The sequence below is a fragment of the Mycobacterium sp. E1386 genome, from assembly GCF_001672745.1.
Classification (GTDB): Bacteria; Actinomycetota; Actinomycetes; order Mycobacteriales; family Mycobacteriaceae; genus Mycobacterium.
Genome location: NZ_LZKH01000015.1, coordinates 1 through 18,174, shown reverse-complemented (window position 1 = coordinate 18,174; position 18,174 = coordinate 1). Strand labels below are relative to the sequence as shown.

Below are 18,174 nucleotides of genomic sequence, written 5' to 3'. Positions count from 1 at the left end.
GGACGCCAGCTGGAGGAAATCCGCCACTTCTGGGAAAACGGCGGCCGATGGTCATGATCGCCGCGGGCACCACGGTGCTCGACGGGCAGGTCCGCCGGCCGGGCTGGCTGGAGACCGACGGCGGGCGGATCGCCGCCTGCGGCGCGGGCGTCCCGCCCCGGCCGGCCGACGCGCACTTCCCCGACGCCACCGTGGTGCCCGGGTTCATCGACATGCACGTGCACGGCGGCGGCGGCGCCTCCTACACCGACCGCGACGGCATCACCGGCGCGGCGGAATTCCATCTGCGGCACGGCACCACGACAACGCTCGCCAGCCTGGTGACCGCCTCGCCCGCGGAGTTGCTTGCCGGCGTGCGCGCGCTCGCCGAGGCCGCCCGGCACGGCACCGTCGCCGGCATCCACCTGGAGGGGCCGTGGCTCTCCCGGGCCCGTTGCGGGGCACACGACCCGGCCCAGCTGCGCGACCCTGACCCGGCCGAGATCGACGCCGTGCTCGACGCGGGCCGCGGCGCGATCCGGATGGTCACCCTGGCACCCGAGCTGCCCGGGGCCGACGAGGCGATCCGGCGCTTTCGCGACGCCGGAGTGGTTGTGGCCGTGGGACACACGAACGCCACCTACGAGCAGACCGAACACGCGATCGGGCTCGGCGCCACCGTCGGCACCCACCTGTGCAACGCGATGCCGCCGCTGCACCACCGCGAGCCCGGGCCGGTGCTCGCCCTGCTGCGAAACCGGGGGGTCATCGTCGAACTGATCGCCGACGGCGTGCACGTGCACCCGGCCGTCGTGCGCGCGGTGCTCGGGGCCGCGGGGCCCGAGCGGGTCGCCGTGGTCACCGATGCCATCGCCGCGGCCGGCCGCGGTGACGGGGCGTTCCGCCTCGGTGCGGTGGCCGTCGACGTGGTCTCCGGTGTGGCGCGGGTGCGCGGGACGTCGACGATCGCGGGCAGCACCGCGACCATGGATCGGCTGTTCCGCGCAGTGCATGCCGATGCGGGACTGGCCGTCGCGGCGCAGACGACGTCGGCGACGCCGGCGCGGGCGCTCGGCCTCGAGCGGGTAGGCAGCCTGCGCGCCGGCCACGACGCCAATCTTGTTGTGCTGGACCGCGATCTGCGGGTCAGCGCGGTCATGGTCCGGGGCGACTGGCGGGTGACCACCTAGTCGGTGTCACATCATGCGGCCCTGCCACGTCATAGAGGTGAACAGCCATCGACGTGGGAGGTAATGATGAATGTGTTGCTTTGGACGCTACAGGTCGTGCTCGCCGCGCTGTTTACCGCGTCCGGCCTGGCCAAGATCAGTCAACCGAAAGACCGGCTGATCGCCAGCGGACAAACGGGCGTCACGCCGTACCCGCTGCCGGTGATCCGTGTCACCGCGTTCTGTGAATTGCTGGGCGCCATCGGAATTCTGTTGCCCCGGCTGGTCGGTATCGCCGCGTTCCTCACCCCGCTCGCGGCATTCGGGTTCGCGATCGTCATGGTGGGCGCCATCGCCTCGCACGCGTACCTTCGCGAACCACGCAACGTCGCCGCGACCGTCGCGATCTTCGCCGCCGCCGTCACGGTGGGCATCGGCAGGACGCTCGGACTGTGAGCAACCACCCCTTCCGCCGCGCCGTGGAAGCCGGCGAATTCGACCGCGTCGGAAGCCTATTCGCCCCCGACGCGGTGCTGCACAAGCTCTCCGGTGTGGGCACCGGCGACCACGCGCTCATGTTCAGGGCCGCCGTTGCGAACCTGGAGATCCAGGGCTGCGACTTCCTGCACACACGGGGGGACGGCCTCATCGACGAGATCACCGTGATGGTCCGCCCGCTGAGGGCGGCCACGGTGTTCGCCGAACGCATGCGCGCGGCCCTCGGCGGCTAGCGCAGCCACCGGGTGAGGCGGGAGAGGGTCAGCCCCGCAACGGCTCCCATCGCCATCGCGGTCAGCGTCTGCCGCGTGCTGATCCCCTCGTCCAGTTGCACGCGCGGGGCGATGATCGCCGGCGCGGGCGGTGCGACGTGGCGGGTGCGCGGGTGGTCGGATGCCGTCGCCGCCCATGCCGTGCAGAACAACACGAGATACGAGGTGATGTAGGCGAACACCATCAGACCCAGCACCGGGCCGAACGTGGCGCCCGCGGGGCTGCGCAACACCACCCGCAGGTAGATGGAACCCACTTGCTTGAACGCTTCGAATCCGATCGCCGCCATCAGCGCGCCGCGCGCCGAGTCGGCCAGGCTGACCTTCTCGCGCGGCAGCCGGGCGATCATCCAGGTGAACAGCAACCACGAGATGGCCGTCGAGATCACGATCGACAGCAGCCAAAAGAGCCAATCCAATACCGACAGCTGGGGCACCCCAAGCCATTTCAACAGCGCGCTCAGGGGTGCGTCGTGACCGACGGTGGTCAGGCCGACGGTGGCCATGATCACGGCGAACGTCCCCAGCATGGCCAACAGATCGGAGAGCTTGTTGCGCACGAAGCCCGGCGACTCGATGCGCTCGTCCCACCACATCTCCGTCAACGCTTGGCGCAGATGCGATATCCAGCCCAGGCCCGCCCAGACCGCGGTGGCCAGGCCGATGACACCCACCGACGCCCGCGCGTCGATCGCCGAGTTCATCAAGTCGAGCAGCTGATCGCCCAGGGCGCCGGTCACCTGGGACCGAATGTGGTCGTCGATCGTTTTCAGTAGCTCGGGCCGCCTGGCCAGGACGAACCCGAAGGCGGCGAAACCGACCATCAGCAAAGGGAATAGCGCGAAGATCGTGTAGTAGGTGAGGCCGGCCGCGAAGAACCCGCCGTTGCGGTCGTCGAAGCGCTGGTAGGCGCGCAGGACGTGGTCGAGCCATCCGTACCGGGCCCGCAGCCGGTCGAGGGCACCCGCGTTGGCCGGCTCGCTCATGGTGAACTCATCCTCGCTGCGGAAGGAAACCCAACCGATCGTAGACCCGCCGGACGGTTTCGCCGGCCACATCCTCGGCCCGCTGCGCCCCGGCCGCCAGGATCCCCTCCAATTCGGCTGGGTCAGAAAGCAATTCGTCGACGCGCGCCTTGATCGGGCTGACGAACTCGACGACCGCCTCGGCGGTCTCCTTCTTCAGGTCGCCGTAACCCCGCCCGGCGTAACCTTCGACGAGCTTTTCGATGCCGACGCCGGTGACCGCCGATTGGATGGTCAGCAGGTTGGACACGCCCGGCTTGGCGTCGGTGTCGAAGCGAATCTCGCGCTCGCTGTCGGTGACCGCCGAGCGAATCTTCTTCGCGGACGCGGCGGGATCGTCGAGCAGGTTGATCAGGCCGGCATCGGTGGCCGCCGACTTGCTCATCTTCGACGTCGGGTCTTGCAGGTCGTAGATCTTGGCGGTGGCTTTGGGGATCAGCAGGTCGGGAACCACGAACGTGTCGGGGAACCGGCTGTTGAACCGCTGCGCGACGTCGCGCGCCAGCTCGAGATGCTGACGCTGATCCTCACCCACCGGCACCAGCTCGGCGTCGTAGGCCAGCACGTCGGCGGCCTGCAACACCGGATAGGTGAACAGGCCCACGGTGGTGGAGTCGCCGCCCTGGCGGGCCGACTTGTCTTTGAACTGCGTCATCCGCGACGCCTGCCCGAAGCCGGTGAAGCAGCCCAGCACCCAGGCCAGCTGGGAGTGGGCGGGCACGTGGCTCTGCACGAAGATCGTGCTGCGGGCGGGGTCGATGCCGAGCGCCAGATATTGGGCGGCGGTGGCCAAGGTCCGGCGGCGCAGCGCGCCGGGATCCTGGGGGATGGTGATGGCGTGCAGGTCGACCACGCAGAAGAAGGGCTCGTGGTCGTCCTGCAGCGCGACCCACTGGGTGATGGCACCCAGGGCGTTCCCCAGGTGGAGCGAATCGGAGGTGGGCTGCACGCCGGAGAAAATCCGGCGGGATCCGGTAGCGGTGCTCATGATGCACCGATCTTTTCACGCGGGTCTTTCGGGGCACCTGCCGCCGCCGAGTGTGCGGCCAGCTTCACACTCGTCGCCGAGTGTGCGGCCAGCTTCACGTTCGCGCGCGGGCGGGGGCACTGCGCCGCTCGCTTGCGGTACCGGCGGTACCGCATTTAGTGTCGGCGGTATGGGGAGCAAGAGGACGAACACCAACACGGGGACGCGGCCACCGATCCACCTCGGGTCGGGCGAGCCCGTCCTGATGCTGCACCCATTCCTGCTGTCCCAGGCGGTATGGGAGGACGTCGCCCGGCGGTTGGCCGACACCGGGCGGTACGAGGTGTTCGCACCGACGATGGCCGGCCACAACGGCGGCCCCTCCGCCGGCACCTGGTTTCTGTCCTCCGCGGTCCTGGCCGACCACGTGGAACAGCAGATGGACCAGCTGGGCTGGGACACCGCCCACATCGTGGGCAACTCGCTGGGCGGCTGGGTCGCGTTCGAACTCGAGCGGCGCGGCCGTGCGCGCAGCGTCATGGGCATCGCCCCGGCCGGCGGGTGGACGCGCTGGAGCCCGGCCAAGTTCGAGGTGATCGCCAAGTTCATCCTGGGCATTCCGCTGCTGGTGCTGGCGTGGCTGTTCGGCCCGAAGGTGATGCGCCTGCCGTTCAGCCGCCAGCTGGCCACCTACGCGATCAGCGCACGGCCCGACGGGGTGAGCGACGACCAACTGCTGGGCTGCATCGACGACGTCGCCCACTGCCCGGCCTACTTCCAGCTGCTGGTCAAGTCGCTGCTGCTGCACGGCCTGCAGGAGCTGGCCGAAAACGCCGTCCCGGCGCACCTGGTCATCTGCGAGAAGGACCGGATTGTGCCCGCACCCCGGTTCAGCAGGCATTTCACCACGTATTTGCCCGACGACCACCAGGTCACCAAGCTCGACGGCGTGGGGCACATCCCGATGTTCGAGGCGCCCGAGCGCGTCGCCGAACTGATCACCGACTTCCTCGACGAGTGCACTACCGCGAGCCGCGGCGCCAACCCCTCGGCTAGTTAGCCAGCTTCTTTTCCAGGTTCTCGGCGATCGAGTTGAGGAACTCCTCGCTCTGCTGCCATTCCTGGTCGGGGCCGATGAGGATGGCCAGGTCCTTGGTCATCTTCCCGCTCTCCACCGTCTCGACCACCACGTTCTCCAGCGTCTGGGCGAACTCGATCACCTCCGGGGTGTCGTCGAGCTTGCCGCGGTGCTGCAGCCCGCGCGTCCAGGCGAAGATCGAGGCGATCGGGTTCGTCGACGTCGGCTTGCCGGCCTGGTACTGCCGGAAGTGCCGGGTGACGGTGCCGTGCGCGGCCTCCGCCTCGACGGTCTTGCCGTCGGCGGTCATCAGCACCGACGTCATCAGCCCCAGGGATCCGTAGCCCTGCGCGACCAGGTCGGACTGGACGTCGCCGTCGTAGTTCTTGCAGGCCCACACGTAGCCGCCCTCCCACTTGAGGCAGGCCGCCACCATGTCGTCGATCAGCCGGTGCTCGTAGGTCAGCCCCTCGGCCTCGAACTTGTCCTTGAACTCCTCGTCGTAGATGCGCTGGAACTCGTCCTTGAACATGCCGTCGTAGGCCTTGAGGATGGTGTTCTTGGTGGACAGGTACACCGGCCACTTGGCGTTCAGGCCGTAGGCGAGCGAGGCGCGCGCGAAGTCCCGGACGGATTCCTTGAAGTTGTACATCCCCATCACGACGCCGCCGTCCTCGGGGATGGACACCACCTCGTGCACCATCGGCTTGCTGCCGTCCGACGGTGTGAAGGTGATCGAGACGGTGCCCGGCTTGTCGACCTTGAAGTTCGTCGCGCGGTATTGGTCGCCGAAGGCGTGCCGGCCGATGACGATCGGCTTGGTCCAGCCCGGCACCAGGCGCGGCACGTTGGAGATCACGATTGGCTCGCGAAAGATGGTTCCGCCCAGGATGTTCCGGATCGTGCCGTTGGGTGACAGCCACATCTTCTTCAGGTTGAATTCGGAGACGCGGGCCTCGTCGGGGGTGATGGTGGCGCACTTGACGCCCACCCCGTGCTTCTTGATGGCGTAGGCGGCGTCGATCGTCACCTGATCGTTGGTGCGGTCGCGGTTCTCGATGCCAAGGTCGTAGTAGTCCAGGTTGATGTCGAGATGCGGCAGGATCAGCATGTCCTTGATGAACTTCCAGATGACGCGGGTCATCTCGTCACCGTCGAGCTCGACTACGGGCCCTTTGACTTTGATCTTGTGTTCGCCTGACATATCGAGCCCGACTTTCTCTTGGCGGCCCTAACCCTACGAGCCTTGCGAAGCGGCCAGCGCTTCATTGAACGTCTTGCTCGGCCGCATCACTGCAGTCGTCTTCTCGCTGTCCGGGTAGTAGTAGCCACCGATGTCGACCGCCTCGCCCTGCGCCTCGGCGAGCTCGGCCACGATCGTGTCCTCGTTCTCGCCCAACGACTTGGCCAGCGCGGCGAAGTGCTCGCGCAGCTCTTCGTCGTCGGATTGCGCGAGTTCCTGCGCCCAGTACAGCGCCAGGTAGAACTGGCTGCCGCGGTTGTCGAGTTCGCCGGCCTTGCGCGACGGGCTCTTGTTGTTCTCCAGCAGCTTGCCGATGGCGGCATCGAGCGTCTTGCCCAGGATCTTGGCGCGCTCGTTGTCGGTCTTGATCCCGATGTCTTCGAAACACGCTCCCAGAGCGAGGAATTCACCGAGGGAGTCCCAGCGCAGGTGATTCTCCTCGAGCAGCTGGTGGACATGCTTGGGCGCCGAACCGCCGGCCCCCGTTTCGTACATTCCGCCGCCGGCCATCAACGGCACGATGGACAGCATCTTGGCGCTGGTGCCCAGCTCCAGGATCGGGAACAGGTCGGTGAGGTAGTCGCGCAGGATGTTTCCGGTCGCGGCGATGGTGTCCTGCCCGCGCATCGCGCGCTCCAGCGTGTACCGCATGGCCCAAACCTGCGGCATGATGTTGATGTCCAGGTCCTCGGTGTCGTGCTCCTTGAGGTACTCCTTGACCTTCTTGCGCAGCTCGACTTCGTGCGGGCGTTCGGTGTCCAGCCAGAACACCACCGTCATGCCCGAATTCCGCGCCCGGTTGACGGCCAGCTTGACCCAGTCGCGGATCGCTTCGTCGGTGACGATGGGCATCCGCCAGATGTCGCCGGACTCGACGTTCTGCGTGAGCAGGACTTCCCCGGTGTCGAGGTCGACGATGTTGGCGACGCCGTCTTCGGGGACTTCGAACGTCTTGTCGTGCGACCCGTACTCCTCGGCCTGCTGCGCCATCAGGCCGACGTTGGGCACGGTGCCCATCGTGGTCGGGTCGAACTGCCCGTGGGTTTTACAGAAGTTGATGATCTCCTGGTAGATGCGGGAGAACGTCGACTCGGGGTTGACGGCCTTGGTGTCCTTCTGCCGTCCGTCGGCGCCCCACATCTTGCCGCCCGCCCGGATCATCGCCGGCATCGAGGCATCCACGATCACGTCGCTGGGCGAGTGAAAGTTGGTGATGCCCTTGGCCGAATCGACCATGGCCAGCTCGGGGCGATGTTCGTGGCAGGCGTGCAGGTCGCGGATGATCTCCTCGTGCAGCGAGGCGGGCAGCGACTCGATCTTGCTGTAGAGATCGACCAATCCGTTGTTGACGTCGACGCCGAGCTCGTCGAAGAGCTCCTGGTGCTTGGCGAAGGCGTCCTTGTAGAAGACCTTGACGGCGTGGCCGAAGACGATCGGGTGCGAGACCTTCATCATCGTCGCCTTGACGTGCAGTGAGAACATCACGCCGGTCTCGTAGGCGTCCTGCATCTGTTCCTCGTAGAACTCGACCAGGGCCTTCTTGCTCATGAACATGCTGTCGATCACGTCGCCTTCGCGGAGCTCGACCTTGGGCTTGAGCTCGAGGGTCTTCCCGCCCTTGGTCTCCAGCACCATCTTCACGTTGCGCGCGCGGTCCAGCGTCATCGACTTCTCGCCGTGGTAGAAGTCGCCGTGCCGCATGGTCGCGACGTGGGTGCGCGAGGCCGGTGACCACTCCCCCATGCTGTGCGGATGCCTGCGGGCGTACTCCTTGACGGCCTTGGGCGCGCGCCGGTCCGAGTTGCCCTGGCGCAGTACCGGATTGACCGCGCTGCCCAGGCATTTGCCGTAGCGGGCGCGAATTTCCTTCTCCTCGTCGGTCTTCGGGCTCTGCGGGAAGTCCGGAACCTTGAAGCCCTTGCCCTGCAGTTCCTTGACGGCGGCGATCAGCTGGGGCACCGAGGCGCTGATGTTCGGCAGCTTGATGATGTTCGTGTCGGGCAGCTGCGTCAGCCGGCCCAGCTCCCCCAGGTTGTCCGGGACCCGCTGCTCTTCGGTCAGGTGCTCGGGAAACTCGGCGAGGATCCGGGCGGCGACGGAGATGTCGCTGGTCTTGATCTGGATGCCCGCCGGCTCGGCGAAGGCGCGCACGATCGGGAGGAACGCGTAGGTCGCCAGCAACGGCGCCTCGTCGGTCAGTGTGTAGATGACGGTCGGCTGTTCGGCGCTCACGGTCCCTCTCCCGGCGTGAAAAATCTTCGAATATCGGTCAGATCTCTGGGGGGCTCAGCGTTCTTCCTGCCACGTTATCAAGGGCGTTTGGGCAGGTGTCGACCTGCCATTGGCACGAAGTCGGCACAGTAAGCTAATCTTCGTATTGGTCATGAGCGCCAGCATCAAGCCCCGGCTTGCTGGCCGGCAACCCTCCAACCGCGGTGGGGTGCCCCGGGTGATGACCAGGTTGAGTAGCCATAGCAGCGGCTATCCGGCAAGCGCGGGTCCGCCATGACGGGCCCCTGAGCCAGACAGGGGAAGCTTTCCATGAGCGACGACAACAGTGATCCGAGTGCGAATTGGTCCTTCGACACCAAGCAGGTGCACGCCGGTCAGCACCCGGACCCGGCGACCAACGCCCGGGCCCTGCCGATCTACCAGACAACGTCGTACGTCTTCGACGACACCACCCACGCCGCCGCCCTGTTCGGTCTGGAGGTTCCGGGCAACATCTATACCCGGATCGGCAACCCGACCACCGACGTCGTCGAGCAACGCATCGCCGCGCTCGAGGGCGGTGTGGCCGCGCTCTTCCTGAGCTCCGGGCAGGCCGCTGAGACCTTCGCCATATTGAACCTCGCGTGTGCCGGGGATCACATCGTCTCCAGCCCGCGGCTCTACGGCGGCACGTACAACCTGTTCCACTACTCGCTGGCCAAGCTCGGCATCGAGGTCAGTTTCGTCGACGACCCCGACGACCTGGATTCCTGGCAGGCCGCGGTGCGACCGAACACCAAGGCGTTCTTCGGCGAGACGATCTCGAATCCGCAGATCGACGTGCTGGACATTCCCGGGGTGGCCGGCGTCGCGCACGCCAACGGGATACCGCTGATCGTCGACAACACCATCGCCACGCCCTATCTGATCCAGCCGTTCAAGCACGGCGCCGACATCGTGGTGCACTCGGCCACCAAGTACCTCGGCGGGCACGGCTCGGCGATCGCCGGCGTCATCGTCGACGGCGGCACCTTCGACTGGACGCAGGGCCGCTTCCCCGGATTCACCACGCCCGATCCCAGCTACCACGGCGTGGTGTTCGCCGAGCTCGGGCCGCCGGCGTATGCGCTCAAGGCGCGCGTGCAGCTGCTGCGCGACCTCGGCTCCGCGGCCTCGCCGTTCAACGCGTTCCTGGTGGCCCAGGGCATCGAAACGCTGAGCCTGCGCATGGAGCGCCACGTCGCCAACGCGCAGCGGGTGGCCGAGTACCTGGCCGGCCACGACGGCGTGCTGTCGGTGAACTACGCGGGGCTGCCCAGCTCGCCGTGGCACGAGCGGGCGAAGAAGCTGGCGCCCAAGGGAACCGGCGCGGTGCTGGCCTTCGAGCTGGCCGGCGGCGTCGAGGCCGGCAAGGCGTTCGTGAACGCCCTGAAGCTGCACAGCCACGTCGCCAACATCGGCGATGTGCGCTCGCTGGTGATCCACCCGGCGTCCACCACCCACGCGCAGCTGAGCCCGGCCGAGCAGTTGAGCACCGGGGTCAGCCCGGGACTGGTGCGGTTGGCCGTCGGCATCGAGGGCATCGACGACATCCTTGCCGACCTGGAGCTGGGATTCGCCGCGGCGCGCAAGTACGGTGCGGACGCGCAAACCTCGGGCGCCGACCCGCAAGCCGTGGCGGCGTTCTAAGGGCCGCGGCGATGACGATCTCCGACGTCGGAACCCAGACGCTGCCCGCCGAAGGCGAGATCGGCCTGGTACACATCGGCTCGCTGACCACCGAGAGCGGCGCGGTGATCGAGGATGTCTGCATCGCGGTTCAGCGCTGGGGTGAGCTGTCGCCGACCCGCGACAACGTGGTGGTCGTGCTGCACGCCCTGACCGGCGACTCGCACATCACCGGCCCCGCCGGACCCGGGCATCCCACCGGCGGCTGGTGGGACGGGGTGGCCGGGCCCGGCGCGCCGATCGACACGAACCGCTGGTGCGCCGTGGCCACCAACGTGCTGGGCGGTTGCCGCGGTTCGACCGGACCGAGCTCGCTGGCACGGGACGGAAAGCCTTGGGGCTCAAGGTTTCCAATGATTTCGGTGCGCGATCAGGTGGAGGCCGACATCGCCGCGCTGGCGGCGCTCGGGATCGATGAGGTGGCCGCCGTGGTCGGCGGATCCATGGGCGGCGCAAGGGCTTTGGAGTGGATGGTCGGTCACCCCAGCCGGGTCCGGGCCGGCCTGCTGCTGGCGGTCGGCGCGCGCGCGACCGCGGACCAGATCGGCACGCAGACCACGCAGATCGCGGCCATCAAGGCCGACCCGAACTGGCAGGGCGGCGACTACCACGGCACCGGCCGCACCCCGGATACCGGCCTGACCATCGCCCGCCGCTTCGCACACCTGACCTACCGCGGGGAGGCGGAGCTCGACACCCGGTTCGGCAACGACAAGCAGGGCGTCGAGGACAGCCGGTATGCCGTGCAGAGCTACCTCGAGCATCAGGGCGACAAGCTGCTGGCCCGCTTTGACGCCGGCAGCTACGTGACGCTGACCGAGGCGCTCAACAGCCACGACGTCGGTCGCGTCCGCGGCGGGGTGCGCAAGGCCCTCGGCGGTTGCCCGGTGCCGGCCGTGGTCGGCGGCATCACCTCCGACCGGCTCTACCCGCTGCGCTTGCAGGAGGAGCTCGCCGAGCTGCTGCCGGGCTGCAGCGGTCTGCACGTTGTCGACTCCATCTGCGGGCACGACGGCTTCCTGGTGGAATCCGAGGCGGTCGGCGAGCTGATCCGCAAGACGTTGGATCTTGCCGGCTCGGCGGACGGCGAAGGCGCGTGTCGGCGGTGACCCGCTCTCGCCACGACCGCTCCCTGTCGTTCGGTTCGGCGGCCGCGGCCTACGAGCGTGGACGCCCCTCCTATCCCCCGGAGGCCATCGACTGGCTGTTACCGCGCGGCGCGCGACAGGTGCTGGACCTGGGTGCGGGCACCGGCAAGCTGACCACCCGGCTGGTGGAGCGCGGCCTGGACGTGGTGGCCGTCGACCCGATTCCCGACATGCTGGAAGTGCTGCGCACCTCGCTGCCGGAGACCCGGGCGCTGCTGGGCACCGCCGAGGGGATCCCGTTGCCGGACAACAGCGTCGACGTCGTGCTGGTCGCGCAGGCGTGGCATTGGGTGGACCCCGAGCGCGCCATTCCCGAGATTGCCCGCGTGCTGCGGCCGGGTGGCCGGCTGGGCCTGGTGTGGAACACCCGCGACGAGCGGCTGGGCTGGGTGCGGGAGCTGGGCGACATCATCGGCTCCGACGGCGACCGGGGCCGTTTCGACGTCACGCTGTCCGAGTCGTTCACCGAGCCGGAGCGCCACCAGGTCGAGTGGACGAATTACCTTACGCCGCAAGCCTTGATCGATCTGGTCGCATCGCGCAGCTACTGCATCACCTCACCGACCGAGGTCCGCACCAGGACCCTGGAGCAGGTGCGCGAGTTGCTGGCCACCCATCCGGCGCTGGCGAATTCCACCGGGCTGGCGCTGCCGTATGTCACCGTGTGCATCCGGGCGACGCTGTCCGAGTAGCGGCACTGCGGGTCGTCATCATCCTCATCCCGTAGCAGCCGGCACCGGATCAACCACTTCGGCGGCGCGAGAATCAACGTCGGCGGGGGCCACCCGCGCGATCCGTGACTCGATGTCGTAGGGCACGATGATCGCCGTCGCACCCCGAACGCGGCTGACGACACGCGCCATCTTGTCCGCCGTGCGGTCGTGCAGCAGCCGGCCCAACAGCGGCGAATAGGTGCGGCGCGGCAACAGCACCGTCACCCTGGTGTCCGGATGGTCCTTGAGGACGCGCAGCACCAATTCGTGCGCGGCCCGGCTCAGATGACGGTCCGGACAGTTGATCAGCCACAGCGGGGTGTGGTGCTCGAAGCGATCCCAGCGCTCGCGCAGCCGGACGGCATGGTCGACGTCGATCACGAAGTGCACCGCGGTGAGCTCGTCGGCGTGCAGGCCATAGCCGAGGCGAACCGCCTCGATCTCGGCCAGGTCGATGGTGTCCACGAACACCAGCACCTGCAGTCGCGGATGGCGCGCAAGGTCGAGGTCTTCCGTGCGCGACATCTCCAGCACGGACGCCTCGTCGCGGTACTTCCGGTTCAGCCGCATCAAGGCCAGCACCAGCAAGGGGAAGATGACGACGATGAGCCAGGCGCCCTCGGTGAACTTGGCCACCACGAAGATTCCCACCACGATCGTCGACATGATTCCCGCCGACAGATTCACCGCCAGCTTGAATCGCCATCCCTGCCCGCGCCGGGTCAGATGATGCTTGGCCATGCCGTAGCCGGCCATCGCGAACGCGGTGAACACGCCGATCGCGAAGAACGGCACCAGCGCGCTCACCTTGGCTTCGGTGACGACGAGCAGCACCATCGCCAGCGCGGTCAGCACGAAGATCCCGTTCGAGAACACCAGGCGATGGCCGCGTTTGGTCAGGGGGCGAGGCAAGAAGCGGTCCTCGGCAACGAAACTCGCCAGCGCGGGGAAGCCGTTGAAGCTGGTGTTGCAACCCGTGAACAGGATCGCCGCGGTCGACGCCTGCACCAGGAAGTACAGGGCATTCCCGATCACCCCGTGGCCGAACACCGCCCGGGCGATCTCGGACAGCATCGACGGGTATTCATCGCGATAGGGCGTGGCGTGGGTGACGTGCGTCAGCCACGCCACGCCCGCGAGCAGGAAGCCGAGGATGCAGGCCATCCGCGTCAGGACCCGACGGGCGTTGACACCCCGGGGTTCCTGGAAGACGTTGACGGTGTTGGACACCGCCTCGAGACCGGTCAGTGAGGTGCCGCCGTTTGCGAACGCGCGCAACACAATCAGGATGGTCGCGCCCATCACCAGCCCGCTGCCCTGATGCACCGGCACCGCGCCTGCGATGTGCTGCGGTTCGTATCTCGGCAATCCCCAGATCATTTCACGAACGAATCCGGTCAGGATCGTCACGGTGATCATGCCGACGAACGCGTAGGTCGTCATCGCGAACGTGCGCCCCGACCGTCGTAGCCCGCGCAGGTTGGCCAGGCAGATCAGGACCACCGCCGCCAGCGTGATCTCCAGGTGATAGGGCCGCAGCTGAGGGATCGCCGACACCACCGCCACCGTCGCGGCCGCGGGCTGCACCGCCACGGTGACCACGTAATCGATGAGCAGCGCGGCCGCCGCGACCTGCGCCACGCGTGGACCGAAGTTCTCCCGCGCGACCGTGTAGGACCCACCGGCCCGCGTGTAGATCATGACCACCTGGCGGTACGACGCGGCCACCAACGCGAGGACCACCAGGATGACCCCGGTGATCGGAAGGACCAACGCGAAAGCCGCCATCCCGGCCGCCGGCAGCAGTTCGATCATGATCTGCTCGGTGCCGTACGCGGTCGAGGAAATCGCGTCGGGTGAGAGCGCGCCGAGTGCAACGGGATTCGACAACCTCTCCCCGTCCAGCTGATCGGTGGTGAGCGGCTGTCCCAGGAAAATTCGCTTGCACTTGTCGGTAATGGAGAGCGGTATCCCGCCACTCGGCTGCGTCACAGCATCCCTTCCTCGCGGGCTTTCAAGACATTGGACAAGGACCGGGCCAACTCGAGACCGGATAACGTCATCCCGCGCGGGTGACCTCCGCGATGCGGGACTCGATGTCATAGGGCACGATCTGCGCGACCGCACCCGGAATGCGGCTGACGGCGCGGGCGATCTTGTCTGCCGTGCGATCGTGCAGCAGTCGGCCGACGAGCGGCGAATAAGTCCGGCGTGGCAGCAGCACCGTCGCCTTGGTGTCCGGATGCTCCTTGAGCAGCTGCAGAACCAACTCGTGCGCCGCGCGGCCCAGGTGCCGATCGGGACAGGCCACCAAACGTAGCGGGGTGTCGTGTTCGAAGACCTCCCAACGCTTCTGCAGCCGGGCGGCATGATCGGCGTCGATCACAAAATGCACGACGGTCAGCTCGTCGGCGTGCAGTCCATTCCCATACCGCAGCGCTTCGACCTCCGCAAGGTCGATGGCGTCCACGAAGACCAACACCCGGTGCCGGGTGTAGCGGGCCAGCACCGGCTTTTCCGTGCGTGACATCTCCAGCACGGAAGCCTCCGCGCGGTACTGCCGGTTCAGCCGCATCAGCGCGAGCACCAGCAGCGGGAAGACGACGACGATGAGCCAGGCGCCCTCGCTGAACTTGGCGACCGCGAAGATCCCCACCACGACGGTCGACAGGATCCCGGCGGAGAAATTGACCACCACCTTGCGCCGCCAACCTGGGCCGCGCGTGCTCAGAAAATGCTTCGTCATCCCATAGCCGGCCATCGAGAATCCGGTGAACACGCCGATCGCGTAGAAGGGCACCAACGCATCAACCGAGCCCCCGGTGATGAGGAGCAACGCGATCGACAGGGCGGTCAGGGCGATGATGCCGTTGGAGAAGACCAGGCGATGGCCGCGTTTCATCAGCGGACGCGGTAAAAACCGGTCTCCGGCAACGAAACTCGCCAGCGCGGGGAAGCCGTTGAAGCTGGTGTTGCCACCGGTATAGAGGATCGCCGCGGTCGACGCCTGCACCAACGCGTAGAGCACACCGCCGATCGCGCCGTGCCCGAAGACCGCCCGCGCGATTTCGGACAACATGGACGGGTATCCGTCGGTGTACGGGACGGCATGGGTCACGTGGGTCAGCCACGCCACGCCCGCAAGCAAGAACGCGAGGATGCAGGCCATGATCGTCATCACTCGCCGGGCGTTGATGCCTTCCGGCTTGCGGAAGGTGGTGACTGTGTTCGATATGGCTTCGACTCCGGTCAGTGACGAGCCACCGTTGGCGAACGCGCGCAACACGATCAGAACCGTCGCGCCCATCACCAATCCGCCGCCCTGGTGAACCGGCACCGCTCCGGCGATGTGCTGGGCATCGTATGTCGGCAGGTTTCCGCAAAGCTCGCGGATGACCCCGACAACGATGGTCAGCGACACCATGGCCACGAACGCGTAGGTGGGCACCGCGAAACGGGCCCCCGCTTCGCGCAGACCGCGCAGGTTCGCAAAGCACATCAACAACACCATGCCGACGGTGATCTCGAGGCTGTAGGGGCCCAGCACCGGCAACGCCGATGCCACCGCGACCGTCCCGGCAGCGCATTGCACCGCGACCGTGACCACGTAGTCGATCAGCAGCGCCGCGGCGGCGACCTGCGCCACCCGAGGACCGAAGTTCTCGCGTGCGACCACGTACGATCCGCCGGACCGCGTATAGACCATGACAACTTGCCGATAGGACGCGGCGACCAACACCAGGATCAAGAGGATGACGCCGGTGATCGGCAGCAGCAGTGCGAACGCGGCCATCCCCGCTGCCGGCAACAGTTCGATCATGATCTGCTCGGACCCGTATGCGGTCGAGGAGATCGCGTCGGGTGACAGTACCCCGAGCGCAACCGGGTTGGACAGCTTCTCGTGCTCGAGCTGCGAGTTGATCAAGGGCTTGCCGAGGAAGCCCCGCTTGCACACGTCGGACAGGGACGACCATGCCCTGTGCTCGCCAGGACGCCTATCAGCCAAAGATGCTGGCACAGAACATATTCCTTCCTCCCATACGTGAACCTCTTAATGGCAAGCCATGCAGCTCGCCGAAAGCGTATCTGCCGCAATTGTTTTTGTCGCCCCGCCTTATCAGGCCAGCATCGATAAACACAGGAAATTACCAGAAGAACTGCCAGCACACTCTCAGCGGTTGACTTGCACGTAACAAATATGACGCCATTGGTAATAAAGGCTCGGATTTCGAGTGGATTGGCGCTCCGCGTCAACACCGTTGAGAGATAAGGCACTTCGCCCCATAACAGGTCGCGCGCGGGTCGTCCGATATCGACAGTAAACGCACAGATAAATCAAAGGTGTTGTACAGCAGCCCTTCTGGGTGCCATCGCATCACTTCCTTTATACCATTTGACACAATCCGCGCTTGTAGAAATTGAGTTCTCCTGTGCTCCAGTTGATTCAGAGCCCGAAATGCGGCGTCGCGGTGCGCTTCATCTGCGGGACAGACGAGTTCGTGCGCGCCGCATCCTGAATCTGTCTGTTAGCATCGAATTCGATCGTCATTTCCTTGGAGTAGCGCGCGATATCCGTCTCGGCAAAGTAAGTGCTTGTGCCACATCGGTTTCGCGTCACTGCCCGGCCGGACGCGTGAAGCCACCAGTCCAGATCAATGCTCAGGGGAAGGGACACCGTGTTTTGCGGAGGAGTGAAACGTCATGACCCAGTGCATCATCGTCAGCGGTGATGACGCGCTGGCGTCGACCATCGTCGACGAGCTGAAGAGGGCGGGCGCGCGCGTCGCGAGGCTCCTCGATGCGGAACTCGCCGGCGCCCGCGTCAAGACCGAACTCGCCAGGGCGGGAGTCGCCACCGCGTCGGCTGTGGTCTGCGCCGGAGATGACGACGCAACCAATCTGGAGATTGCGCTGCTGGCGCGGAAGGCCAACCCGGACATCCGCGTGGTGGCCCGGGTGGCCAATGACGTACTGCGCGAGGCCGTTGCCGCGGACGAGGGCCCGAACGCCATCCTCGGTGTTGCCGACCTCGCGGGCGCTGCGGTGGTCGAGGCGTGCCTGGCGCGCACCACGCACCCGTTCGAGGTGGCGGGGATCGACTTCGTCGCCTTCGGCGCCGAGGCCCCGTTCGATGCGTCGCTGCGGGAGATCTACGGCGACCTCGCCCCGGTAGCGATGGTCCCCAACGAGAACGCGGCCAACGCCGGCGAGGTCCTGGTATGCCCGGGGCGGGACCTGCGGGTCAGCGCAGGCGACTGGACGGCGATGATCGGTACCACCGAGGAGGTCGCGGCCTGCGGCGTCAAGGTGCCGCGCCGGGACCGCATGCGTGCACGCCAGTCGCGAGTGCGCCGGGTCCTGTATGCCGCACGTGCCCTGCCCGACGAGGTCAACCCCGCGTTCTACCCCGTGATCGCCGCGCTGATGCTGTTGGTCATCGGCTCGACGACGCTGCTGCATTTCTCCTACACGCACCCTGGGATGTCCTGGACCGACGCGTTCTACTTCACCAACGAGACGATCACGACGACGGGTTACGGCGACTTCAGCTTCGCCAAACAGCCGACCTGGCTGCGGCTCTACGCCGCCGTACTGATGCTGGCCGGCGTGACCACCACCGCTCTGCTTGTCGCCTTCATCGCCGATGTGCTGCTATCGCGGCGCTTTCTGACGCTGTCCGCACGCCCGCGGGCACGCCACTTGCGCAACCACATCATCGTGGTCGGATTGAGCGCGCTCGGGGTCCGGGTCGTCACCGACCTGACCGAGGCCGGTTACGACGTGGCAGTGATCGAGCGCGACCAGAACAATCCTTTCCTGTCGACGACGGCCGAGCTCGACGTTCCGGTCATCTTCGGGGACGCGACCCTACGCCCGACCCTGGAAGCGGCCCGGGTCGACAGCGCCCGCGCGGTCGCGGTGCTGACCCGAGACGACATGGTCAACATCGAGACCGGGATCGTGGTTCGCGAAATGCTGGGCTCCGAGCCCGCCCCGCTGGGCAATCGATGGAGCAAGGTCCCGCTTGTTCTGCGGGTGTACGACCATGACCTGGGCTCCGCCGTCGCCCAGCGGTTCGGCTTCGAAAACGTCCGGTCCACAGTCGAACTGGCCGCACCGTGGTTCATCGGCGCGGCGATGGG

General features: G+C 66.8%; 13 protein-coding genes, 1 pseudogene and 1 riboswitch. Of the genes and pseudogenes, 8 read left to right on the top strand and 6 right to left on the bottom strand.

The features are described 5' to 3' along the window. Positions 1–47 precede the first annotated feature (47 nt). The 3 genes from nagA (at position 48) to A5709_RS01540 (ending at position 1,879) form a co-directional block, all read left to right on the top strand. Positions 48–1,169 (top strand): N-acetylglucosamine-6-phosphate deacetylase, encoded by a 1,122-nt coding sequence (gene nagA / locus A5709_RS01550; protein ID WP_068117485.1) that lies wholly within the window; start codon positions 48–50, stop codon positions 1,167–1,169. 66 nt (positions 1,170–1,235) lie between these two features. Further along, positions 1,236–1,604 (top strand): DoxX family protein, encoded by a 369-nt coding sequence (locus A5709_RS01545; RefSeq protein ID WP_068117491.1) that lies wholly within the window; start codon positions 1,236–1,238, stop codon positions 1,602–1,604. Continuing rightward, positions 1,601–1,879 carry a hypothetical protein gene (locus tag A5709_RS01540; RefSeq protein WP_068117483.1) on the top strand — a complete coding sequence of 93 codons (279 nt, stop codon included), beginning with the start codon at positions 1,601–1,603 and terminating at the stop codon, positions 1,877–1,879. Before A5709_RS01545 ends, A5709_RS01540 begins: the two co-directional genes overlap by 4 nt. Here A5709_RS01540 and yhjD read toward each other — a convergent pair. Together yhjD and trpS are read right to left on the bottom strand one after the other, a co-directional pair. After that, complete coding sequence (gene yhjD, locus A5709_RS01535) at positions 1,876–2,904, bottom strand: inner membrane protein YhjD (protein WP_068117481.1); 1,029 nt, start codon at positions 2,902–2,904, stop codon at positions 1,876–1,878. The genes A5709_RS01540 and yhjD overlap by 4 nt on opposite strands. A 7-nt stretch (positions 2,905–2,911) precedes the next feature. Continuing rightward, positions 2,912–3,931, bottom strand: coding sequence for a tryptophan--tRNA ligase (gene trpS, locus A5709_RS01530; protein WP_068010302.1), 1,020 nt, complete (start codon positions 3,929–3,931; stop codon positions 2,912–2,914). A gap of 241 nt (positions 3,932–4,172) precedes the next feature. On the opposite strand from trpS, the gene A5709_RS01525 reads away from it, so the two are divergent. Continuing rightward, positions 4,173–4,970: an alpha/beta fold hydrolase gene (locus A5709_RS01525; RefSeq protein ID WP_068117488.1), complete on the top strand. Its 798-nt coding sequence runs from the start codon at positions 4,173–4,175 to the stop codon at positions 4,968–4,970. Here the strand turns inward: A5709_RS01525 and A5709_RS01520 are convergent. Continuing rightward, the gene (locus tag A5709_RS01520) at positions 4,963–6,192 is read right to left on the bottom strand and encodes an NADP-dependent isocitrate dehydrogenase (RefSeq protein ID WP_067949899.1); all 1,230 of its coding nucleotides are present in this window, start codon (positions 6,190–6,192) and stop codon (positions 4,963–4,965) included. The two genes, A5709_RS01525 and A5709_RS01520, sit on opposite strands and share 8 nt — an antisense overlap. A 33-nt stretch (positions 6,193–6,225) precedes the next feature. Further along, the gene (locus tag A5709_RS01515) at positions 6,226–8,463 is read right to left on the bottom strand and encodes an NADP-dependent isocitrate dehydrogenase (protein ID WP_067949897.1); all 2,238 of its coding nucleotides are present in this window, start codon (positions 8,461–8,463) and stop codon (positions 6,226–6,228) included. 147 nt (positions 8,464–8,610) lie between these two features. Further along, a riboswitch (SAM riboswitch) is annotated at positions 8,611–8,732 on the top strand. 40 nt (positions 8,733–8,772) lie between these two features. Here A5709_RS01515 and A5709_RS01510 point away from each other — a divergent pair. Genes A5709_RS01510 through A5709_RS01500 form a run of 3 tightly spaced genes read left to right on the top strand, consistent with a single transcriptional unit; the run spans position 8,773 to position 12,010 of the window. Beyond that, positions 8,773–10,131 carry a bifunctional o-acetylhomoserine/o-acetylserine sulfhydrylase gene (locus tag A5709_RS01510; RefSeq protein WP_067949895.1) on the top strand — a complete coding sequence of 453 codons (1,359 nt, stop codon included), beginning with the start codon at positions 8,773–8,775 and terminating at the stop codon, positions 10,129–10,131. 11 nt (positions 10,132–10,142) lie between these two features. Continuing rightward, positions 10,143–11,279 carry a homoserine O-acetyltransferase gene (locus A5709_RS01505; RefSeq protein WP_068117478.1) on the top strand — a complete coding sequence of 379 codons (1,137 nt, stop codon included), beginning with the start codon at positions 10,143–10,145 and terminating at the stop codon, positions 11,277–11,279. Then, on the top strand, positions 11,276–12,010 hold the full coding sequence (locus A5709_RS01500) for a class I SAM-dependent methyltransferase (protein WP_067789201.1): 735 nt from the start codon (positions 11,276–11,278) through the stop codon (positions 12,008–12,010). The genes A5709_RS01505 and A5709_RS01500 overlap by 4 nt, the downstream gene beginning before the upstream one ends. Positions 12,011–12,034: 24 nt before the next feature. Here A5709_RS01500 and A5709_RS01495 read toward each other — a convergent pair whose 3' ends face one another. Next, entirely contained in the window at positions 12,035–14,023 is a 1,989-nt protein-coding gene (locus A5709_RS01495) for an APC family permease (RefSeq protein WP_082953329.1), read from the bottom strand. An 85-nt stretch (positions 14,024–14,108) separates the two neighbouring features. Beyond that, positions 14,109–16,037, bottom strand: a pseudogene (locus A5709_RS01490) (APC family permease); the annotation flags it as partial. 695 nt (positions 16,038–16,732) lie between these two features. On the opposite strand from A5709_RS01490, the gene A5709_RS01485 reads away from it, so the two are divergent. Beyond that, the coding region (locus tag A5709_RS01485) for an NAD-binding protein (RefSeq protein WP_068117475.1) at positions 16,733–18,174 on the top strand (1,442 nt) is incomplete at its 3' end.